13 protein-coding genes are annotated in these 16,085 nt (G+C 60.6%); 3 read left to right on the top strand and 10 right to left on the bottom strand.

Translation table 11 applies throughout. The annotated features are described in order from the left end of the window. The first annotated feature begins 38 nt into the window (after positions 1-38). Genes BOP96_RS13990 through BOP96_RS14000 form a run of 3 tightly spaced genes read left to right on the top strand, consistent with a single transcriptional unit; the run spans position 39 to position 4,328 of the window. Entirely contained in the window at positions 39-1,163 is a 1,125-nt protein-coding gene (locus tag BOP96_RS13990; protein WP_019817691.1) for a GNAT family N-acetyltransferase, read from the top strand. Beyond that, on the top strand, positions 1,163-2,941 hold the full coding sequence (locus BOP96_RS13995) for a sensor histidine kinase (RefSeq protein WP_073453103.1): 1,779 nt from the start codon (positions 1,163-1,165) through the stop codon (positions 2,939-2,941). Before BOP96_RS13990 ends, BOP96_RS13995 begins: the two co-directional genes overlap by 1 nt. Beyond that, positions 2,931-4,328 carry a sigma-54-dependent transcriptional regulator gene (locus tag BOP96_RS14000; protein ID WP_019817693.1) on the top strand — a complete coding sequence of 466 codons (1,398 nt, stop codon included), beginning with the start codon at positions 2,931-2,933 and terminating at the stop codon, positions 4,326-4,328. The genes BOP96_RS13995 and BOP96_RS14000 overlap by 11 nt, the downstream gene beginning before the upstream one ends. Before the next feature lie 150 nt (positions 4,329-4,478). Here the strand turns inward: BOP96_RS14000 and BOP96_RS14005 are convergent, their stop codons facing one another. From BOP96_RS14005 to glpK, 10 genes are all read right to left on the bottom strand, one after another. Beyond that, on the bottom strand, positions 4,479-4,817 hold the full coding sequence (locus BOP96_RS14005) for a GlpM family protein (RefSeq protein WP_014717129.1): 339 nt from the start codon (positions 4,815-4,817) through the stop codon (positions 4,479-4,481). Next, positions 4,817-6,154, bottom strand: a complete 1,338-nt coding sequence (locus tag BOP96_RS14010) for a sigma-54-dependent transcriptional regulator (RefSeq protein WP_014717130.1) — start codon at positions 6,152-6,154, stop codon at positions 4,817-4,819. Before BOP96_RS14010 ends, BOP96_RS14005 begins: the two co-directional genes overlap by 1 nt. Then, positions 6,151-8,052: a sensor histidine kinase gene (locus tag BOP96_RS14015; protein ID WP_014717131.1), complete on the bottom strand. Its 1,902-nt coding sequence runs from the start codon at positions 8,050-8,052 to the stop codon at positions 6,151-6,153. The genes BOP96_RS14010 and BOP96_RS14015 overlap by 4 nt, the downstream gene beginning before the upstream one ends. A 171-nt stretch (positions 8,053-8,223) precedes the next feature. Then, positions 8,224-8,958, bottom strand: coding sequence for an amino acid ABC transporter ATP-binding protein (locus tag BOP96_RS14020; RefSeq protein WP_003188952.1), 735 nt, complete (start codon positions 8,956-8,958; stop codon positions 8,224-8,226). Beyond that, positions 8,955-9,626 carry an amino acid ABC transporter permease gene (locus BOP96_RS14025; RefSeq protein ID WP_003188954.1) on the bottom strand — a complete coding sequence of 224 codons (672 nt, stop codon included), beginning with the start codon at positions 9,624-9,626 and terminating at the stop codon, positions 8,955-8,957. The genes BOP96_RS14020 and BOP96_RS14025 overlap by 4 nt, the downstream gene beginning before the upstream one ends. Next, positions 9,626-10,372, bottom strand: coding sequence for an amino acid ABC transporter permease (locus BOP96_RS14030; protein ID WP_014717132.1), 747 nt, complete (start codon positions 10,370-10,372; stop codon positions 9,626-9,628). Before BOP96_RS14030 ends, BOP96_RS14025 begins: the two co-directional genes overlap by 1 nt. 194 nt (positions 10,373-10,566) lie before the next feature. Continuing rightward, on the bottom strand, positions 10,567-11,493 hold the full coding sequence (locus BOP96_RS14035; RefSeq protein WP_005785249.1) for a glutamate/aspartate ABC transporter substrate-binding protein: 927 nt from the start codon (positions 11,491-11,493) through the stop codon (positions 10,567-10,569). Between the two features lie 362 nt (positions 11,494-11,855). Beyond that, positions 11,856-13,394, bottom strand: coding sequence for a glycerol-3-phosphate dehydrogenase (gene glpD, locus BOP96_RS14040; RefSeq protein WP_020301173.1), 1,539 nt, complete (start codon positions 13,392-13,394; stop codon positions 11,856-11,858). 259 nt (positions 13,395-13,653) lie between these two features. After that, positions 13,654-14,409 (bottom strand): DeoR/GlpR family transcriptional regulator, encoded by a 756-nt coding sequence (locus BOP96_RS14045; RefSeq protein WP_014717134.1) that lies wholly within the window; start codon positions 14,407-14,409, stop codon positions 13,654-13,656. A gap of 94 nt (positions 14,410-14,503) precedes the next feature. Beyond that, the gene (glpK, locus tag BOP96_RS14050; protein WP_014717135.1) at positions 14,504-16,009 is read right to left on the bottom strand and encodes a glycerol kinase GlpK; all 1,506 of its coding nucleotides are present in this window, start codon (positions 16,007-16,009) and stop codon (positions 14,504-14,506) included. Positions 16,010-16,085 lie beyond the last annotated feature (76 nt).

A 16,085-nucleotide genomic window follows, 5' to 3' on the forward strand; every position in this document is an offset into this window, starting at 1 on the left:
GCCAGCTCCCACATTGGATCGAGAAATAAGGGCAATCTGTGATAACCACCCAAGCCTACCCGACCATCCGGGCTATCCAGCGCGATGCCTGGAACGATTGTTTTTCCGGTGCCCTGGAGGATTGGGACTATTACCTGGCCGTGGAAAACGCCGCGATCGATGACTTCCAGTGGCGTTACCTGGCGGTCTTTGAGGATCAAACGCTGGTGGCGGTGGCGGCCGCGTTCGTCACCCATTATCGCCTCGACACCACCGTGTCGGGGGCCGGCAAGCGCTTGACCGAGCGCCTGGAGCGGCTGTGGCCGGGGGTTTTGCAACTGGCGTTGTACGCCATCGGTTCGCCGGTGGCTGAACGCTGTGATGCCGGTGTCGCCAGCCATGTGCCCGAATCCCAGCGCCCGTTGCTGTTGCAGCAATTACTGGCGGCTGCGCGCAGCGATGCCGACGCGCTCGGTATCGGCTTGCTGGCGGTCAAGGATGCGCCCACCAATGACCCGCATTGGGCCCAGAGCTGCATTGCCGCAGGTTTTCAAAGCATGCCCAGCTTGCCCACGGGGGTGTTGCCGCTGCCTTATGGCTCGGTGGATGCCTACCTGGGGTCGCTGGGCAAATCCACGCGCAAGGACCTGCGCCGCAAACTGCGCGCACCAGGGCCACGGGTCGAGTGGCGGCGCAATATCGATGACGTGCTGCCCGAGGTCATGCGCCTGTACGAGGCCACGCTCTCGCGCGCAGACTTGCAGTTCGAGCGCCTGCCCGCTGGTTACTTCACGGGGGTGCTCGAACACCTGCACGAGCGGGCGGTCTGTGTTCTGTACTGGGTGGACGAGCGCCTGGTGGCGTTCAACCTGATCCTGCTGGATGAGCATCGGCTGGTGGACAAGTTCTTTGGCCATGACCTTGCGTTCAGCCGCGAGTACAACCTGTACTTCCGTAGCTGGTTGACCAATGTCGACTACTGTATTGAACACCGTATTGCGCTGTACGAGTGCGGCCAGGCCGGGTATGCCAGTAAACTGCGCCTGGGGTGCGAGTTCGAGGGCAACAGCCTGTTCTTCCGCCACCGTAACTGGCTGGTCAACGGCCTGCTCAAGCTTGTAAAACTGTTTATTCGACCGGATCGTTCCGACCCTGCCATGGCTGCTGCGATAAGCGAAACCTGATGATTACCAAGACCCGCCAGAAAGCCCGCCCCTTTGCCATTTCGCGTTGGAGCGTCCAGCGCAAGCTGGTGCTGGCGTTCTGGCTGGTCAGCGTGATTCCTACGATGATCGCGGCTGAGCTGGCTGCCACCACGCTGTCGCAGATTTTCGACAGCAACGTGCGTATCTGGCTGCAAGAGTCGACCAAGATCGTCAAGGACGAAATCGGCGACATCCTTCACGACAACGCGCGCATGGCCAAGCTGTTCCTGCGCTATACCAGCCCGCCGTCGTCCAAAAATGCCGAAAAGCATGACCGGCTCACCGCCGACATTGCCGATGCCACCGATATCGACGTGGTCGCACTGATTCGCACCAGCGACCGCAAAGTGATGTTCAGCACGGCCGCCGATGACATCGTCAGGCAGATCAACCTCACCAGCAACGCGGTGCTGCAAACCGTGCAAGTCGCCGGCGTGAGCACGGGCCTGGTGGTGTCCACCTTCGAAACCAGCCGTGACGGCGTTGATTACCTGTTGCTGGTCGCCACTTACCTGGACAGCAGTTTCCTCACCAGCGTGGCCGATGTGCATTCCCTCGACCTGCGTCTGTATTTGGCCAACCCTGCCGGGTTTTCCGAAATATTTTCCACCCAGCGCTTCGCCAATCATCCCTCGCGCATCCCCAAGAATGTCGAGGCCTACCTGCGCAGCACCAAGCAGCCCAGCGAGCAGTTCACTAACCAGTACAGCGGTTTGTATTGGCCGATTTTCAATGATGCCGGCGAGTTGCAAGGCGTGATCTTCAGCGGCCTGCTACGCCATACCAGCCTGGTGGGGCTGGTGAACCAGAGCAACCTGTTCGTGCTGATCTTCCTGGTCAGCTCGGCGCTGTCACTGGCGGCCGGGTTGTTGGTGTCGCGGCGCCTGACCAAGCCTCTGCGCGATTTGTCCCAAGGCGTGGATGCGGTGATCTCGGGCAGTTATGCGCACCGTGTGGTGGTCAGTGGCGGTGACGAACTGGCGCAATTGAGCAGCACCTTCAACCACATGACCGAACGCCTGGGCGAGTTGCATCATCTGGAAGCCCAACTGCGCCGGCGTGACCGCTTGCATGCCCTAGGTGAAGTCGCCATGGGCCTGGCTCACGAAATTCGCAACCCACTGGGCATCATCAAGACCGCCACCCAACTGTTGCATCGGCGCGCTGACCTGGCGGAAACCGACAAGCGTCACCTGGAATATGTCATCAGCGAAGTCAGCCGCATCAACGAGCTGATTACCGAGTTCCTCGATTTCGCCAAGCCCAACCCGCCGATACGCGTGCAGCAACCGGCACGCGCCCTGGTGGAAGAAATCCTCGGTTTCTGCGGCCCGGAGCTGAGTAGCCATCGCATTGACGCGCAGATCGACGACCAGGCGCCTGGCGCGACGATCTACGCCGATGCCAAGCAGCTCAAGCAGGCCTGTCTCAACCTGATTCTCAACGCCATCGACGCGATGCCCGGCGGCGGGCGCCTGACCCTGGGCATTCGCAGCGTGGGCGACAACACCGTGATCAGCATCGCCGATACCGGCGAAGGCATCCCTGCGGACATGGTGGAGCGCATCTTCACGCCATTCGTCACCACCAAGGCCTCGGGCACAGGCCTGGGCCTGGCCAAAGTTTATTCGATCATGGAAAGTCACGACGGCAGCATCGAATGCGTCAGTGAGAAAGATGCCGGCGCGACCTTCAGCCTGTACATTCCGGCTGACGGTGAAGACGACGGTGAAGATGAGGAAGGGCATGACGCATAACGTATTGGTGGTCGACGACGAGCCCAAGCTCTGTGATCTGCTGACCCAGGCCTTGAGCCAGAACGGCATCCAGGTGTTCAGCGCGGGCAATGGCCTGCATGCGCTCAAGGTGCTGGGGGAGGAGGACATCGACCTGGTCATCAGCGACTGGCGCATGCCGGGCATGGACGGGCCGGCGTTGCTGGCCGAAATCAAGGTGCGTTATCCGACCTTGCCGGTGATCGTGATGACGGCCTACAGCACGGTGAAAAACGCCGTGCAGTCGATGCGTAACGGTGCCTATGACTACATTGCCAAGCCGTTCGACATCGACGAGCTGGACATCACCGTGGCCAAGGCCCTGCAGTTTCGCGACATCATGCGCGACAACGCGCGCATGCGCGCCGAGCTGGACGAGCATGCGCAGTTCGACAGCCTGGTGGGCGATAGCCCGGCGTTTCGCCAAGTGCTCCAGGCGGTCGATTCGGTGCGCGACAGCAACGCTACTATCCTGCTGACCGGCGAAAGCGGCACTGGCAAGGAAATGGTCGCCCGCGCCATCCACAAGCATGGCAGCCGTGCCGACCAACCCTTCGTGGCGGTCAATTGCGCGGCCATCCCTGAAGGCTTGCTGGAAAGCGAGATGTTTGGCCATCGCAAAGGCGCGTTCACCGGCGCCGTGGCTGACCGGGTAGGGCGCTTCATGCAGGCCGACAAGGGCACGCTGTTTCTGGATGAGGTGGGTGATATGCCCTTGGCGTTGCAGGCCAAGATTCTGCGCGCCTTGCAGGAGCGGGTTATCGAACCGGTGGGCGACCCCCGCGAGCGCAAGGTGGATGTACGGGTAATTGCCGCTACCAACAAGAACCTGCTGGATGCGGTGGCGGCCAAGGAGTTTCGCGAAGACCTGTATTACCGCCTGAATGTCTTCCCGATTCCGTTGCCGTCCTTGCGTGAACGCGTGGAAGACATCGCGCCCCTGGCGCGCCACTTCGCCCACACCCTGAGCGCGACAACCGGCAAACGCATCACCGGTTTCAGCCCCGAGGCGTTGCAGGCCATGGCGGCGTATCACTGGCCGGGCAATATCCGCGAGCTGCAAAACTGCGTGGAGCGCGCAACCATCGTCGCGGCTTCATCGGTGATTGAGGATATTGATTTGCCGGGGTATCTGTTTGCTTCCAAACCGAGCGAGGGCGATGTAACCGCGCTCCTCAGCGACGGCCCAGGCGTGCCGCGGGACCTGGATGCGGCGCTGGCCGAAGTGGAGAAAGCCTACATTCTTGCGGCGTTGCAGGAGAGCAATGGGGTGCAGGCCGCGGCGGCGCAGCGGATCGGCATTTCCGAGCGCAGCTTCTGGTATCGCCTGAAGAAGCTGGGGATTCAGGTAGACAAGATCGTGCGCTGATCTGAGTGTGGGAGCTGGCTTGCCTGCGATGATCGCTCCCACGCTTCGCGTGGGAGTGCCTCTGGTGACGCTCTGCGTCACGCGCGTGGACGCGGAGCGTCGTTGGCTGCATTCCCACGCGGGAGCGTGGGAACGATCTGCCGCGTTGTGTCAGGTGTGCAGGCGTACCCACACGCTGACCAACACCGTCGCGGCCATCAACCAGGCCACGGCGGCGACTGCCAGCGATGCCTCCAACCGCAGCCGATCGACCATTACATACAGCGTCGCCAAATACACAAAGTACGGAATGATCGACCACATCCCGAACAAGATGGTGGTCTTCAAATCCGCAACTGTTCGGCCTTTGCCGACGATGTAATGGGCGATCAGCGCAAAAGTGGGAAACAGCGGCACCAAGCCTGCGATGTAATAGTTTCTGGTCTTGGCCAGCGCCGCCAGGATCAGCACCACTGCGGCGCCAAGTGCAGCCTTCAAGAACAGATCCATCAGTGACTCAACCCGTATTTCTTGACCTTGTCGAACAGGGTGGTCTTGGCCATCCCCAGTTCCTGGCTGGCCTGGGTCAGGTTCCCGCCGCTGCGTTGCAGGGCATCGTTGAGCAGGTTGCGCTCAAAGGCTTCCACCGCCTCGGTAAAGGCAACCCCTTGGTTGCCGCTGCCGGCGCCGCTTTTCTTGAAGGCGGGCAAGCCCAGGGCGAAGCGTTCGGCGACGTTGCGCAACTCACGCACATTGCCCGGCCAGTCGTGGCTCATCAGGCTGGACAGGGTCTGGTTGTCCAGCTCCGGAACGGCGCGGTCGAAGCGTAGCGACGATTGCTGCAGGAAGTGTTCGAACAGTTGCAGGATGTCTTCGCGCCGCTCGCGCAAAGGCGGCAGTTCCAGGGTGACGACATTGAGGCGGTAGTACAGGTCGCTGCGGAACTGGCTGGCGCGGCTCAACTCGTCGAGGTCGGACTTGGTGGCAGCGATTACCCGACAATCCACTGCCACGCTCTGGTTCGAACCCAGGCGTTCCAACGTACGTTCTTGCAGCACCCGCAGCAATTTGATCTGCAGGTTGATCGGCATGCTCTCTACTTCATCGAGGAACAGCGTGCCTTGATGGGCATGCTCGATCTTGCCGATGCGACGTTTACCGGCGCCGGTGAAGGCGTTGGCCTCGTGGCCGAAAATCTCGCTTTCGAAGAGGTTCTCCGGCAGGCCACCGCAGTTGAGCGCAACGAACTGGTGGGTATGGCGTCGGCTGAAATCATGCAGGCAGCGCGCGACCAGTTCCTTGCCGGTGCCGGTTTCGCCTTCGATCAACACGTTGGCCGAGGTGTCGGCGACGTTGGCGATCAGTTCACGCAGGTTTTGCATCGCCGGCGAGCGGCCGATGATGCGGCCTTCCAGCGAGTCGCGCTCGGCCAGTTGCCGGCGTAACGACCAGACTTCCCGCGCCAGGCCGCGCTGTTCCAGGGCGCGGCGTGCCACGTCCACCAGGCGTTCGGGCGAGAAGGGTTTCTCCATGAAGTCGTAGGCGCCGTTACGCATGGCGCCCACCGCCATGGAGATATCGCCATGCCCAGTGATCAACACCACCGGCAGGCTTTTATCCATGGCCTTGAGGCGGGTCAGCAGTTCCAGGCCATCGATGCCCGGCAGGCGGATATCGCTGATGACGATGCCAGCGAAGTTCTCGCCGATGCGCTTGAGCGCTTCTTCGGCGCTGCCCACGCCGACGCTGGTGATGTCTTCGAGCGCCAGTGCTTGCTGGCAACCGAGCAGTACGTGGGGGTCGTCTTCGACGATCAGGACGGTAAGGTCTTGGGCTTGTGTATTCATGTCGACTCAGCTCGTTGAGCGCCCACCAATGGCAGGTTAAGGACAAAGGCGGTACCACCATTGGCCGGATGTTCCACGGCAAGGCTACCGCCGGTAGCGGCCGCGAGGCTTGCGGAAAGGGTCAGGCCCAGGCCCAGGCCTTGTTCGCCGGGCTTGGTGGTAAAAAAGGGTTCGAACAAATGCTTGCGCGCCTCGGGGTCGATGCCGTGGCCATTATCACGCACCAACAGGCGGTATTTGCCATCGCCGCTCTGGCCTTCCAGCCACAGTTGCGGCACCGCTTGGGCTTGCATGGCATCGAGCGCGTTACCGATCAGGTTGACCAGGATCTGCTCCAGGCGGGTCTGGTCGATCTGCAATTGGGCGTTGGCAAAGTCACGGTGCACGGTCAACGGCAGGCTGTCCAGGCGCGCGCCGAGCACCTGGAACGCGGCGTCCACGGCCTTGCCGAGGCTGGCTTCGCCCTGGTCGTCGCCGCGCCGAGCAAAGGAGCGCAGACTGGCGGTGATCCGGCCCATGCGGTCGATCAGTTCGTTGATGGTCTTGAGGTTGGTGCTGGCGGTGTCCAGGGCGCCGCGCTCAAGGAAGCGTACGGTGTTGCCCGACAGCGTGCGCAAGGCCGCCAGCGGCTGGTTCAGTTCGTGGGCGATGCTGGTGGACATCTGGCCGATGGCCGCGAGTTTGCCGGCCTGTACCAGTTCGTCTTGGGCGCGGCGCAAGGTTTCTTCGGCCTGGCGTCGTTCGCGAATCTGGCCCTTGAGCCGTTCGTTGCTGGCGCGCAGGTCGGCGGTGCGTTCGGCAATCCGACGCTCAAGCTGGCTGTTGGCTTCCTGCAAGGCTTCCCGTGCGGCGAGGCGGGTAGCGATGACCTTGCGTCGCTCGTTCCAGGCAATCAGCAGGAAGGCGACCAGGCCGAAGGCGACGGCCACCAGGATGCCCTGGTTGATCGCGGCGCGGCGCAGGTCGTTGAGCGGGGTGAGCAGGGTGAAGTTCCACGGCGTGTCGTTCAGCGGGCGGGTCTGCGCCAGGTAGCTGACCGCGTGCTGGTCGTTGACCACTTCGGTGTTGGCCGGGAAGGTCAGTTTCTCGGTGCCTTCGTTCAGGCGCTCACGGGCCAGGGGTTGCAGTTCATTGAGCGTCGCCCAGTAATATTGCAGGCTGTGGGCCAGGCGGTCCTTGGTGTCATCGCTCAGCGGGCGTACGGCCTTGAGGCGACGCGCCGGGTCGCTGGAAAGAATAATGATGCCGTTCTCATCGCTCACGAAAGCTTCGAGGCGCGCACGTTGCCAGCGCTCTTCTAGCGCTTCGAGGCGTACCTTGACCACAGCGACGCCGATGATCTTGCCGTGCTCTTCCAGGCCATGGGCCAGGTAATAGCCGGGTTCGCCGTTGGTGCTGCCGATGCCGTAGAAACGACCGGGCTGGCCGCGTACGGCGTTCTGGAAATAGGCGCGAAAGGACAGGTCCTCACCTTGGTAACTGTCGGCATCGCGCCAGTTACTGGTGGCCAGCACGCGGCCGGTGGTGTCCATCACGTAGATGGCGCGGCTGCGACTGCGGCGGTTCAGGCCTTCGAGGTAGTCGTTGACCGTCTTGCGGGTTTCCTGGTTCGGGTCGGCGAGCAGTTGGGAAACACTGGACTCCAGTTCCAGCAGGCTGGGCAGGTAGGTGTACTTGCTCAGTTCGCTTTCGACGGTGCGGGCGTGCAGCTCCAACTGGCGTTCGCCGTTGTCGCTGAGGGTGCGGATGCCGTAGTAGTCACTGACCCAGAAGCCGATATAACCCAGGCCGACCATCAGGGCGATGATCAACGGCGGCAGGAACAGTTGGCGTATCAGACGAGGCTTCACGGCAAGTGATGGCGGCGCGGCGCGATATTGATTGGGGTCGCATTTCATCACAGATGCCTTGGGTCAGCTACTTCTCGCCAGTGTAAGAGCGGGCTTGTGTGGGAGTCGGCTTGCCCGCGATGCAGGCGCCTCGGTGTAACAGTTGCACCGAGGCGATGCCATCGCAGGCAAGCCAGCTCCCACACAAGCCCGGCTCCTACAGGACGAACGGTGTTGCTTTTAGTGCTGCAGGATTTTCTCGAGGAAGTGCTGCGCACGCTCGGAGCGTGCGCTGATGTCGCCGAAGAACTCTTCCTTCGGGCAGTCTTCGATGATCTTGCCGGCGTCCATGAAGATCACGCGGTCGGCCACTTTGCGCGCAAAGCCCATTTCGTGGGTCACACACATCATGGTCATGCCTTCGTGGGCCAGTTGCACCATCACGTCGAGCACTTCGTTGACCATTTCCGGGTCCAGCGCCGAGGTCGGTTCGTCGAACAGCATGACGATCGGGTCCATGGCCAGGGCGCGGGCAATCGCCACACGTTGTTGCTGGCCGCCGGAGAGCTGGCCAGGATGCTTGTGGGCGTGAGCCGACAAGCCCACGCGGTCGAGCAGTTGCAGGCCCTTCTTGGTGGCTTCTTCCTTGCTGCGGCCCAAAACCTTGATCTGCGCGATGGTCAGGTTTTCGGTGATGGTCAGGTGCGGGAACAGCTCGAAGTGCTGAAACACCATGCCCACGCGCGAACGCAGTTTTGGCAGGTTGGTCTTCGGGTCGGCGATGGAGGTGCCGTCGACGACAATGTCGCCTTTCTGGAACGGTTCCAGCGCGTTCACGCATTTGATCAGGGTGGATTTGCCCGAGCCGGACGGCCCGCACACCACGATCACTTCGCCTTTTTTAACCTCAGTGCTGCAATCGGTCAGCACCTGGAAGTCGCCATACCACTTGTTGATGTTCTTGATAGAGATCATACGGCAAACCTTTTTTGCAGACGCTTGACCAGCAGCGAGGCGGAAAAGCTGATGATGAAGTAGACGACACCGGCAAAAATCAGGAACTCGTTGGAGCGGCCGATGATGTCGCCGTTGGAGCGGGCGGAGTTGAGGAAGTCCACCAGGCCCACGGTGTAGACCAGGGAGGTGTCCTGGAACAGGATGATCGACTGTTGCAGCAGCAACGGCGTCATCTTGCGGAACGCCTGGGGCAGGATGATCAGGCGCATGGTCTGGCCGTAGGTCATGCCCATGGCTTGTGCCGCCGCCATCTGGCCCTTGGGAATCGACTGCACGCCGGCTCGTACGATTTCGCAGAAGTACGCAGCCTCGAACATCATGAACGCCACGACGCAGGAGGTGAACGCGCCGATCGGGGTGTCTTCGCCGGTGATCCAGCGCAGCACGAACGGCACCGCCAGGTAAAACCAGGTGATCACCAGCAGCAGCGGGATCGAGCGGAAGTAGTTCACATAGGCGCCGGCCACGCGGGACAGCAGTTTATTGGACGACAAGCGCATCAGGGCCAGAATGGTCCCGATGATGATGCCGCCGACCACACCCATGACCATCAGCTTCAAGGTCATGACCATGCCGTTCCACAGGCCCGGGATGGCGGGGATGATGCCGCTGAAATCGAAGTCCATTATTTGCCCCCCACGGAGATCAGGCCGGGCACTGCGACTTTCTTCTCGACCACGCGCATCAGCAGCATCAGGCTCATGTTCAGGGTGAAGTAGATAAGCGTGGCCAGGGTGAAGGCTTCAAACAGGTTGGCCGAGAACTCGGCGGTCTGTTTGGTTTGCGCCAGCAGTTCCATCAAGCCGATCAAGGACGCCACGGAGGAGTTCTTGAACACGTTGAGGAATTCCGAGGTAAGCGGCGGAATGATGATGCGGTAAGCCTGGGGCAGCAGCACGTTCCAGTAGATCTGCGGCAGCTTGAAGCCCATGGCGCGCGCCGCGGATTCCTGGCCGCGTGGCAGCGCCTGGATACCGGTACGCACTTGCTCGCACACACGGGCGGCGGTGAACAGGCCCAGGCACACTACGACACTCAGGTAGGCCGAGGTGGTCGGGTTCAGGTCTTGTTTGTACCAGTCCTGCAGGTTCTGCGGCAGCATGTCCGGTACCAGGAAGTACCAGATGAACAGCTGAACCAGCAGCGGCACGTTACGAAACAGTTCTACGTAGCAGGTCGCGATGCCCGATACGAGGCGGTTTGGCACCGTGCGCATGACCCCCAGAATGGAGCCCAGCAGCAAGGCGATAATCCATGCCACGACAGCGATGGCGATGGTCCAGCCCAGCCCGGAGAGGTACCAGTCGAGATAAGTCTCGCTGCCCACGCCGGTGGACTTGAAGAACACGCCCCAGTCCCAGTTGTAATTCATTAGGGTCTCCCCTCGAGATCGATCGATGTACAAGCACCCGCTTGGGGAAGATCCGTTCCCGCCTGACGTTGAACGCCAGGCACACACGATCGGCTCGAAAACCGCCAGGTCGAGTGTTCCAAGTTAAAACCAGCAGGTAATTACAGACGCCTGAGGGAGGGTTGGCTCCCTCAGGACATAAGCTTAGTCAGGTATCAGATTTTTACTTCTGGCGCTGGTTTGTCGCTAGGGTTAGCGATCAGCTCCTTGACCTTGTCGCTCATCGGGAAGTTCAGGTTCAGGCCTTTCGGTGGGATCGGGCTTTCGAACCATTTGGCGTAGATCTTGTTGATCTCGCCGGACTTGTACAGGGCGACAATGGCGTCATCCACGGCTTTCTTGAAGTCCGGGTCGCCTTTGCGAACCATGCATGCATAGGCTTCGAATGACTGCGGAGTGCCGGTGATAACCCAGTCATCGGGCTTCTTGGCCTTGGCTTCTTCACCGGCCAGCAGGGCGTCGTCCATCATGAATGCAACGGCACGGCCGCTTTCGAGCATCTGGAAGGATTCGCCGTGGTCTTTGGCGGAGATAACGTTCATGCCCATTTGCTTGTCGGCGTTCATCGCCTTGATGATGCGCTCGGACGTGGTGCCGGCGGTGGTCACGACGTTTTTGCCTTTCAGGTCGGCAAAGTCAGCGTAGGACGGCTTGCCTTCCTTGTCTTTCTTGACCAGCAGGCGGGTGCCGATTTCGAAGATGTTGACGGTGAAGTCAACTTGCTGGGCGCGTTCGGCGTTATTGGTGGTGGAGCCGCACTCCAGATCCGCGGTGCCGTTCTGGATCAACGGGATACGGGTTTGCGAGGTCACCAGGTTGTACTTGGCTTTGAGGTCGGGTTTGTTCAGGTCTTTTTTCAGTTGCTCGACAACGGCCAACTGGATGTCGTGGGAGTAGCCCACGGGTTTGCCCGAACCATCCGCGATGTAGGAAAACGGAATGGAGCTGTCGCGGTGAGCGAGAGTGATGGTGCCGGAGTCGTTGATTTTCTTCAGTGTGCCGGTGAGTTCGGCGGCAAAAACTGGAGTGCTGATCAGAGCAGCAGCGATAGCTGCGCCCAGGATATGGGGAACGATGCGCATCAATACTTCCTCGACATTTGTTTTTTTTATGAAGCCAGCTGAACGGCTCTCTTGTACAGCAACTGCCCGTGACGGCTCCTAAGGCGCCTCAGGCAATCGTTGAAGAGTGTAGAGCATGAGTCGTGCCATACCGAAAATAAAAGGATAACTGCATGATTTATATGGAAATTAACTTTTTGTTTCGGTGATATTTTCGGTCTTTGATCCGGCAAACCGAATAGAGTTGAGGGGCACGTTCGGAAAACCGAATAGTCTGTAGGAGCGAGCTTGCTCGCGAAAAACGCAAAAACGCCGCGTTTATGCTGAATAAACGCGGCGCTCTCTAGTTTTTCGCGAGCAAGCTCGCTCCTACAGTCAGGCGGTCAGGCCGCTTCGATCTTGCTGCGGTTCTGCTCGACCTTGGACAAATAGCGTTGCAGGTTTTCCTGCTCCTGCTCGGTGGTGAACAGGCCAAGCTTGGTACGGCGCCACAGCACGTCCTGCGGTTGCGTCACCCACTCTTCGGCGCACAGATAGTCGACTTCGCGGCTATACAGACCGCCACCCAGGTGGTCACCCAGATCGGCGAGCGTTTGCACGCCCTCCAGCAAGCGCCAGGTGCGGCTGCCGTAAGTGGTGGACCAGCGGCGGGCGATCTCGCTCGGTACCCAGTCGAACTTGGCGCGGATGGCGTCGGCCAGGGCTTCAGGGGTGGTCATGTCTTCACCGCCGGGCAGGCTGGCCGTGGCGGTCCAGCTAGGGCGCATCTGGGTGAAGTACGGCGCCAGTTGGGCCATGGCCGACTCGGCCAGTTTGCGATAGGTGGTCAGCTTGCCGCCGAATACCGACAGGATCGGCGCTTCGCCGGTGCCGCCGGACAAGGCCAGGGTGTAATCGCGCGTGATGGCCGATGGGTTGTCGGACTCGTCGTTGCACAGCGGGCGCACGCCGGAGTAAGTGTGGACGATATCGTCACGGCTCAGTTGTTTCTTGAAGTGCGCGTTGACCACTTTGAGCATGTAGTCGGTTTCGCCTTCGGTGATCGCCACTGCAGCCGGGTCGCCGGTGTATTCGCGGTCGGTGGTGCCGATGATCGTCAAGTGGTTCAGGTACGGAATGGTGAAGACGATGCGCTGGTCTTCGTTCTGCAGGATGTGCGCGTGGGCGCCTTCGTACAGGCGCGGCACGATCAGGTGGCTGCCTTGAATCAGGCGGATGCCGTAGGGCGAATCCAGCTTCAGGTCGTCCTTGATGAATTTGGCCACCCAAGGGCCGGCAGCATTCACCAGGGCGCGGGCGCGGATCGAGAACAGGCTGCCGTCGGCACGCTCCATGTTCATTTCCCACAGGCCGTTACTGCGATGGGCGCTGACGCAACGGGTCTGCGTGTGGATGTGCGCGCCTTTCTCGCGGGCCGCCATGGCGTTGAGCACGACCAGGCGAGCGTCATCGACCCAGCAGTCGGAGTATTCGAAGCCTCGGGTAATTTCACTTTTCAGCGGGCTGTCGGCACCGAATTTGAGGCTTTTGGAGCCTGCCAGTTTTTCGCGCTTGCCCAAGTGGTCATACAGGAACAAGCCAGCGCGAATCATCCACGCCGGGCGCAGGTGCGGGCGGTGCGGCAGCACGAAGCGCATTTGCTTGACGATGTGTGGAGCTTTGCCTAGCAGCACCTCACGTTCGGCCAGGGCTTCGCGCACCAAGCGGAATTCGTAGTGTTCCAGGTAACGCAGGCCGCCGTGGATCAGCTTACTGCTGGCCGATGAGGTGTGGCTGGCCAAGTCATCCTTTTCGCAAAGGAATACCGACAAACCGCGACCGGCTGCGTCTGCTGCAATCCCGACGCCATTGATCCCGCCACCAATTACGGCAACGTCATAGACTTCGGCAAGCGGTGGAGCAGGCAAGGTGGAAGGGTTCATCGGCTGGCCTCGCGATCTTTTCGTCTTGGAATTCGAACATTAATGTTCATTTGCGAAAATGGTAGCTGATAATTGCGGGCACAGCCACCCGACTTCGATTGAAAAAACTCATCGAAGGGCGGAGAAAGGAAGAATTATGAACAAAGGTGAATGTATGGGTGTGAGTGAGGCCGTCATCGCGGGCAAGCCCGGCTCCCACATTTAATCGCATTTCAAACTGTGGGAGTCGGGCTTGCCCGCGATGACGCCTGAACAGGCGCTAAACGACTTCCAGCCGCACCTTGTGCTCATTCAGCACTTGCACCAAGGCCGGCACCGGCTGCTGGTCAGTCACCAGGCAGTCCACCAGGCTGATCGGCCCCAGGCGAATCATGGCATTGCGCCCGAATTTGCTGGAGTCTGCCGCCAGAATCACTTGCCGCGCATTGGCGATGATGGCCTGGGAAACCCGCACTTCTTGGTAATCGAAGTCCAGCAGGCTGCCGTCCTCGTCGATCCCGCTGATGCCCACCAGGGCAAAGTCGACCTTGAACTGGTTGATGAAGTCGACACTGGCCTGGCCCACCACGCCACCGTCACGGCGTACATTGCCGCCGGTGAGCAACACATCGAAGTCGTCCTTGGCGCTGAGCATGGTGGCAACGTTGAGGTTGTTGGTGATGATTTTCAGGTGGTTGTGATTGAGCAGCGCACGGGCGATGGATTCGGTGGTGGTGCCAATGTTGATGAACAGCGAGGCATGATCGGGAATCTGCGCGGCGATGGCTTCACCGATGCGTTGCTTCTCGTCGCGCATCTGGTCGGCACGCATGGCGTACGCGGTATTCTCGACACTGGAGTCATAGGCTGCGCCGCCGTGGTAGCGGCGCAACAGGTTGGCGTCCGCCAGCTGGTTGATATCGCGGCGGATGGTTTGCGGGGTGACAACGAATAGCTGCGCCATTTCCTCGATACTGACGTAGCCGCGTTCGCGGACCAGTTCGAGGATTTGTTGTTGGCGGGGAGGCAGATTCATGGGGCGTCCTTTGGGCTGCCATACAAAAGTGGCCCATGATGACGCAGGAATCCGCTCCCTGCCAGTTACAACCTACCGTAAGCCAGCGCTTGGCTTATTCGGCGCCTTCGTGCGGTTCCCAGTCACGGGTGCGGCTCACGGCTTTTTGCCAGCCGGCATAGAGCTTTTCTTTGGCCGCTTCATCCAGCTGTGGTTCGAACTCGCGCTCGATCACTGCTTTGCCGCGCAACTCGTCCAGGCTGCCCCAGAAGCCACACGCCAGGCCGGCCAGGTAGGCTGCGCCCAAGGCAGTGGTCTCACGCATTTGCGGGCGTTCTACCTGGGTGCCGAGGATGTCGGCCTGGAATTGCATCAGGAAGTTGTTGGCAACCGCGCCGCCGTCCACGCGCAGGGCCTTGAGGCGTTCGCCCGAGTCCTGTTGCATGGCGTCGAGGACGTCGCGGGTCTGATAGGCAATCGACTCCAGGGCTGCGCGAATAATGTGGTCTACGCGTACGCCACGGGTCAGGCCGAACAGTGCGCCACGGGCATACGGGTCCCAGTAGGGCGCGCCGAGGCCGGTGAAGGCGGGTACCAGGTACACGCCGTTGCTGTCTTTGACCTTGCCGGCAAAGTATTCGGTGTCGTGGGCATCGTTGATGATCTTCAGCTCGTCACGCAGCCATTGCACGGTGGAGCCGCCGTTGAAGACCGCGCCTTCCAGGGCATAGGCAACCTCACCGCGCGGGCCGCAGGCAATGGTGGTGAGCATGCCGTGTTTGGATTTCACCGCCTTGTCGCCGGTGTTCATCAGCAGGAAGCAGCCGGTGCCGTAGGTGTTCTTGGCCTGGCCCGCTTCCACGCACATCTGGCCAAACAGGGCCGCTTGCTGGTCGCCGGCAATGCCACCGATAGCGATGCCGCTCTTGGTACGGCCATAGATTTGCGACGATGACTTCACTTCAGGGAGCATTTCTCGCGGGATGTCGAGAATCTCCAGCATCTTCGCATCCCACTCCAGTGTGTGGATGTTGAAGAGCATGGTGCGCGACGCATTGGTGTAGTCGGTGACGTGGGTCTTGCCGCCGGTAAATTTCCAGATCAGCCAGCTGTCGACAGTGCCGAACAGCAGTTCGCCATTGCGCGCACGTTCGCGGCTGCCTTCGACGTTGTCGAGGATCCATTTGAGCTTGGTGCCGGAGAAGTACGGGTCGGTCACAAGGCCCGTGGTGTCGCTGATGTATTGCTCATGGCCGTCGCGCTTGAGCTGCTGGCAGATCTCGGTACTGCGGCGGCACTGCCAGACAATAGCGTTGTAGATCGGGCGGCCGGTGATCTTGTCCCAGACCACCGTGGTTTCACGCTGGTTGGTGATACCGATGGCGGCCACCTGGTCATGGTGCAGGCCGGCCTGGGCCAGCGCCTCAACCATCACCGCGCTCTGGGTGGCGAAGATTTCCATCGGGTCATGTTCAACCCAGCCCGCCTGCGGGTAGTGCTGGACGAATTCACGCTGGGCGGTACACACCACGTTGGCGTCACGATCGAAGATGATCGCCCGGGAACTGGTGGTGCCCTGATCAAGGGCAATGATGTAGTTCTTATTCTGAAGGTCGGTCATGTCAATTGCCTTGGACGAAATAAGGAAGTCAGAAATCAGCCTGGGCCGCGAAGGGCAGGGGACCAGGCTGGCGCTT

It is taken from the genome of Pseudomonas sp. FSL W5-0203, assembly GCF_001896155.1.
In the GTDB taxonomy this organism is placed as follows: domain Bacteria; phylum Pseudomonadota; class Gammaproteobacteria; order Pseudomonadales; family Pseudomonadaceae; genus Aquipseudomonas; species Aquipseudomonas paracarnis.

What these genes read in the sequence shown, in the direction of transcription:
- BOP96_RS13995 (WP_073453103.1), top strand. Translation starts at nt 1,163, where the DNA reads ATGATTACCAAGACCCGCCAGAAAGCCCGCCCCTTTGCCATTTCGCGT.
- BOP96_RS14000 (WP_019817693.1), top strand. Translation starts at nt 2,931, where the DNA reads ATGACGCATAACGTATTGGTGGTCGACGACGAGCCCAAGCTCTGTGAT.
- BOP96_RS14005 (WP_014717129.1), bottom strand. Translation starts at nt 4,817, where the DNA reads ATGGATCTGTTCTTGAAGGCTGCACTTGGCGCCGCAGTGGTGCTGATC.
- BOP96_RS14010 (WP_014717130.1), bottom strand. Translation starts at nt 6,154, where the DNA reads ATGAATACACAAGCCCAAGACCTTACCGTCCTGATCGTCGAAGACGAC.
- BOP96_RS14015 (WP_014717131.1), bottom strand. Translation starts at nt 8,052, where the DNA reads ATGAAATGCGACCCCAATCAATATCGCGCCGCGCCGCCATCACTTGCC.
- BOP96_RS14020 (WP_003188952.1), bottom strand. Translation starts at nt 8,958, where the DNA reads ATGATCTCTATCAAGAACATCAACAAGTGGTATGGCGACTTCCAGGTG.
- BOP96_RS14025 (WP_003188954.1), bottom strand. Translation starts at nt 9,626, where the DNA reads ATGGACTTCGATTTCAGCGGCATCATCCCCGCCATCCCGGGCCTGTGG.
- BOP96_RS14030 (WP_014717132.1), bottom strand. Translation starts at nt 10,372, where the DNA reads ATGAATTACAACTGGGACTGGGGCGTGTTCTTCAAGTCCACCGGCGTG.
- BOP96_RS14035 (WP_005785249.1), bottom strand. Translation starts at nt 11,493, where the DNA reads ATGCGCATCGTTCCCCATATCCTGGGCGCAGCTATCGCTGCTGCTCTG.
- glpD (WP_020301173.1), bottom strand. Translation starts at nt 13,394, where the DNA reads ATGAACCCTTCCACCTTGCCTGCTCCACCGCTTGCCGAAGTCTATGAC.
- BOP96_RS14045 (WP_014717134.1), bottom strand. Translation starts at nt 14,409, where the DNA reads ATGAATCTGCCTCCCCGCCAACAACAAATCCTCGAACTGGTCCGCGAA.
- glpK (WP_014717135.1), bottom strand. Translation starts at nt 16,009, where the DNA reads ATGACCGACCTTCAGAATAAGAACTACATCATTGCCCTTGATCAGGGC.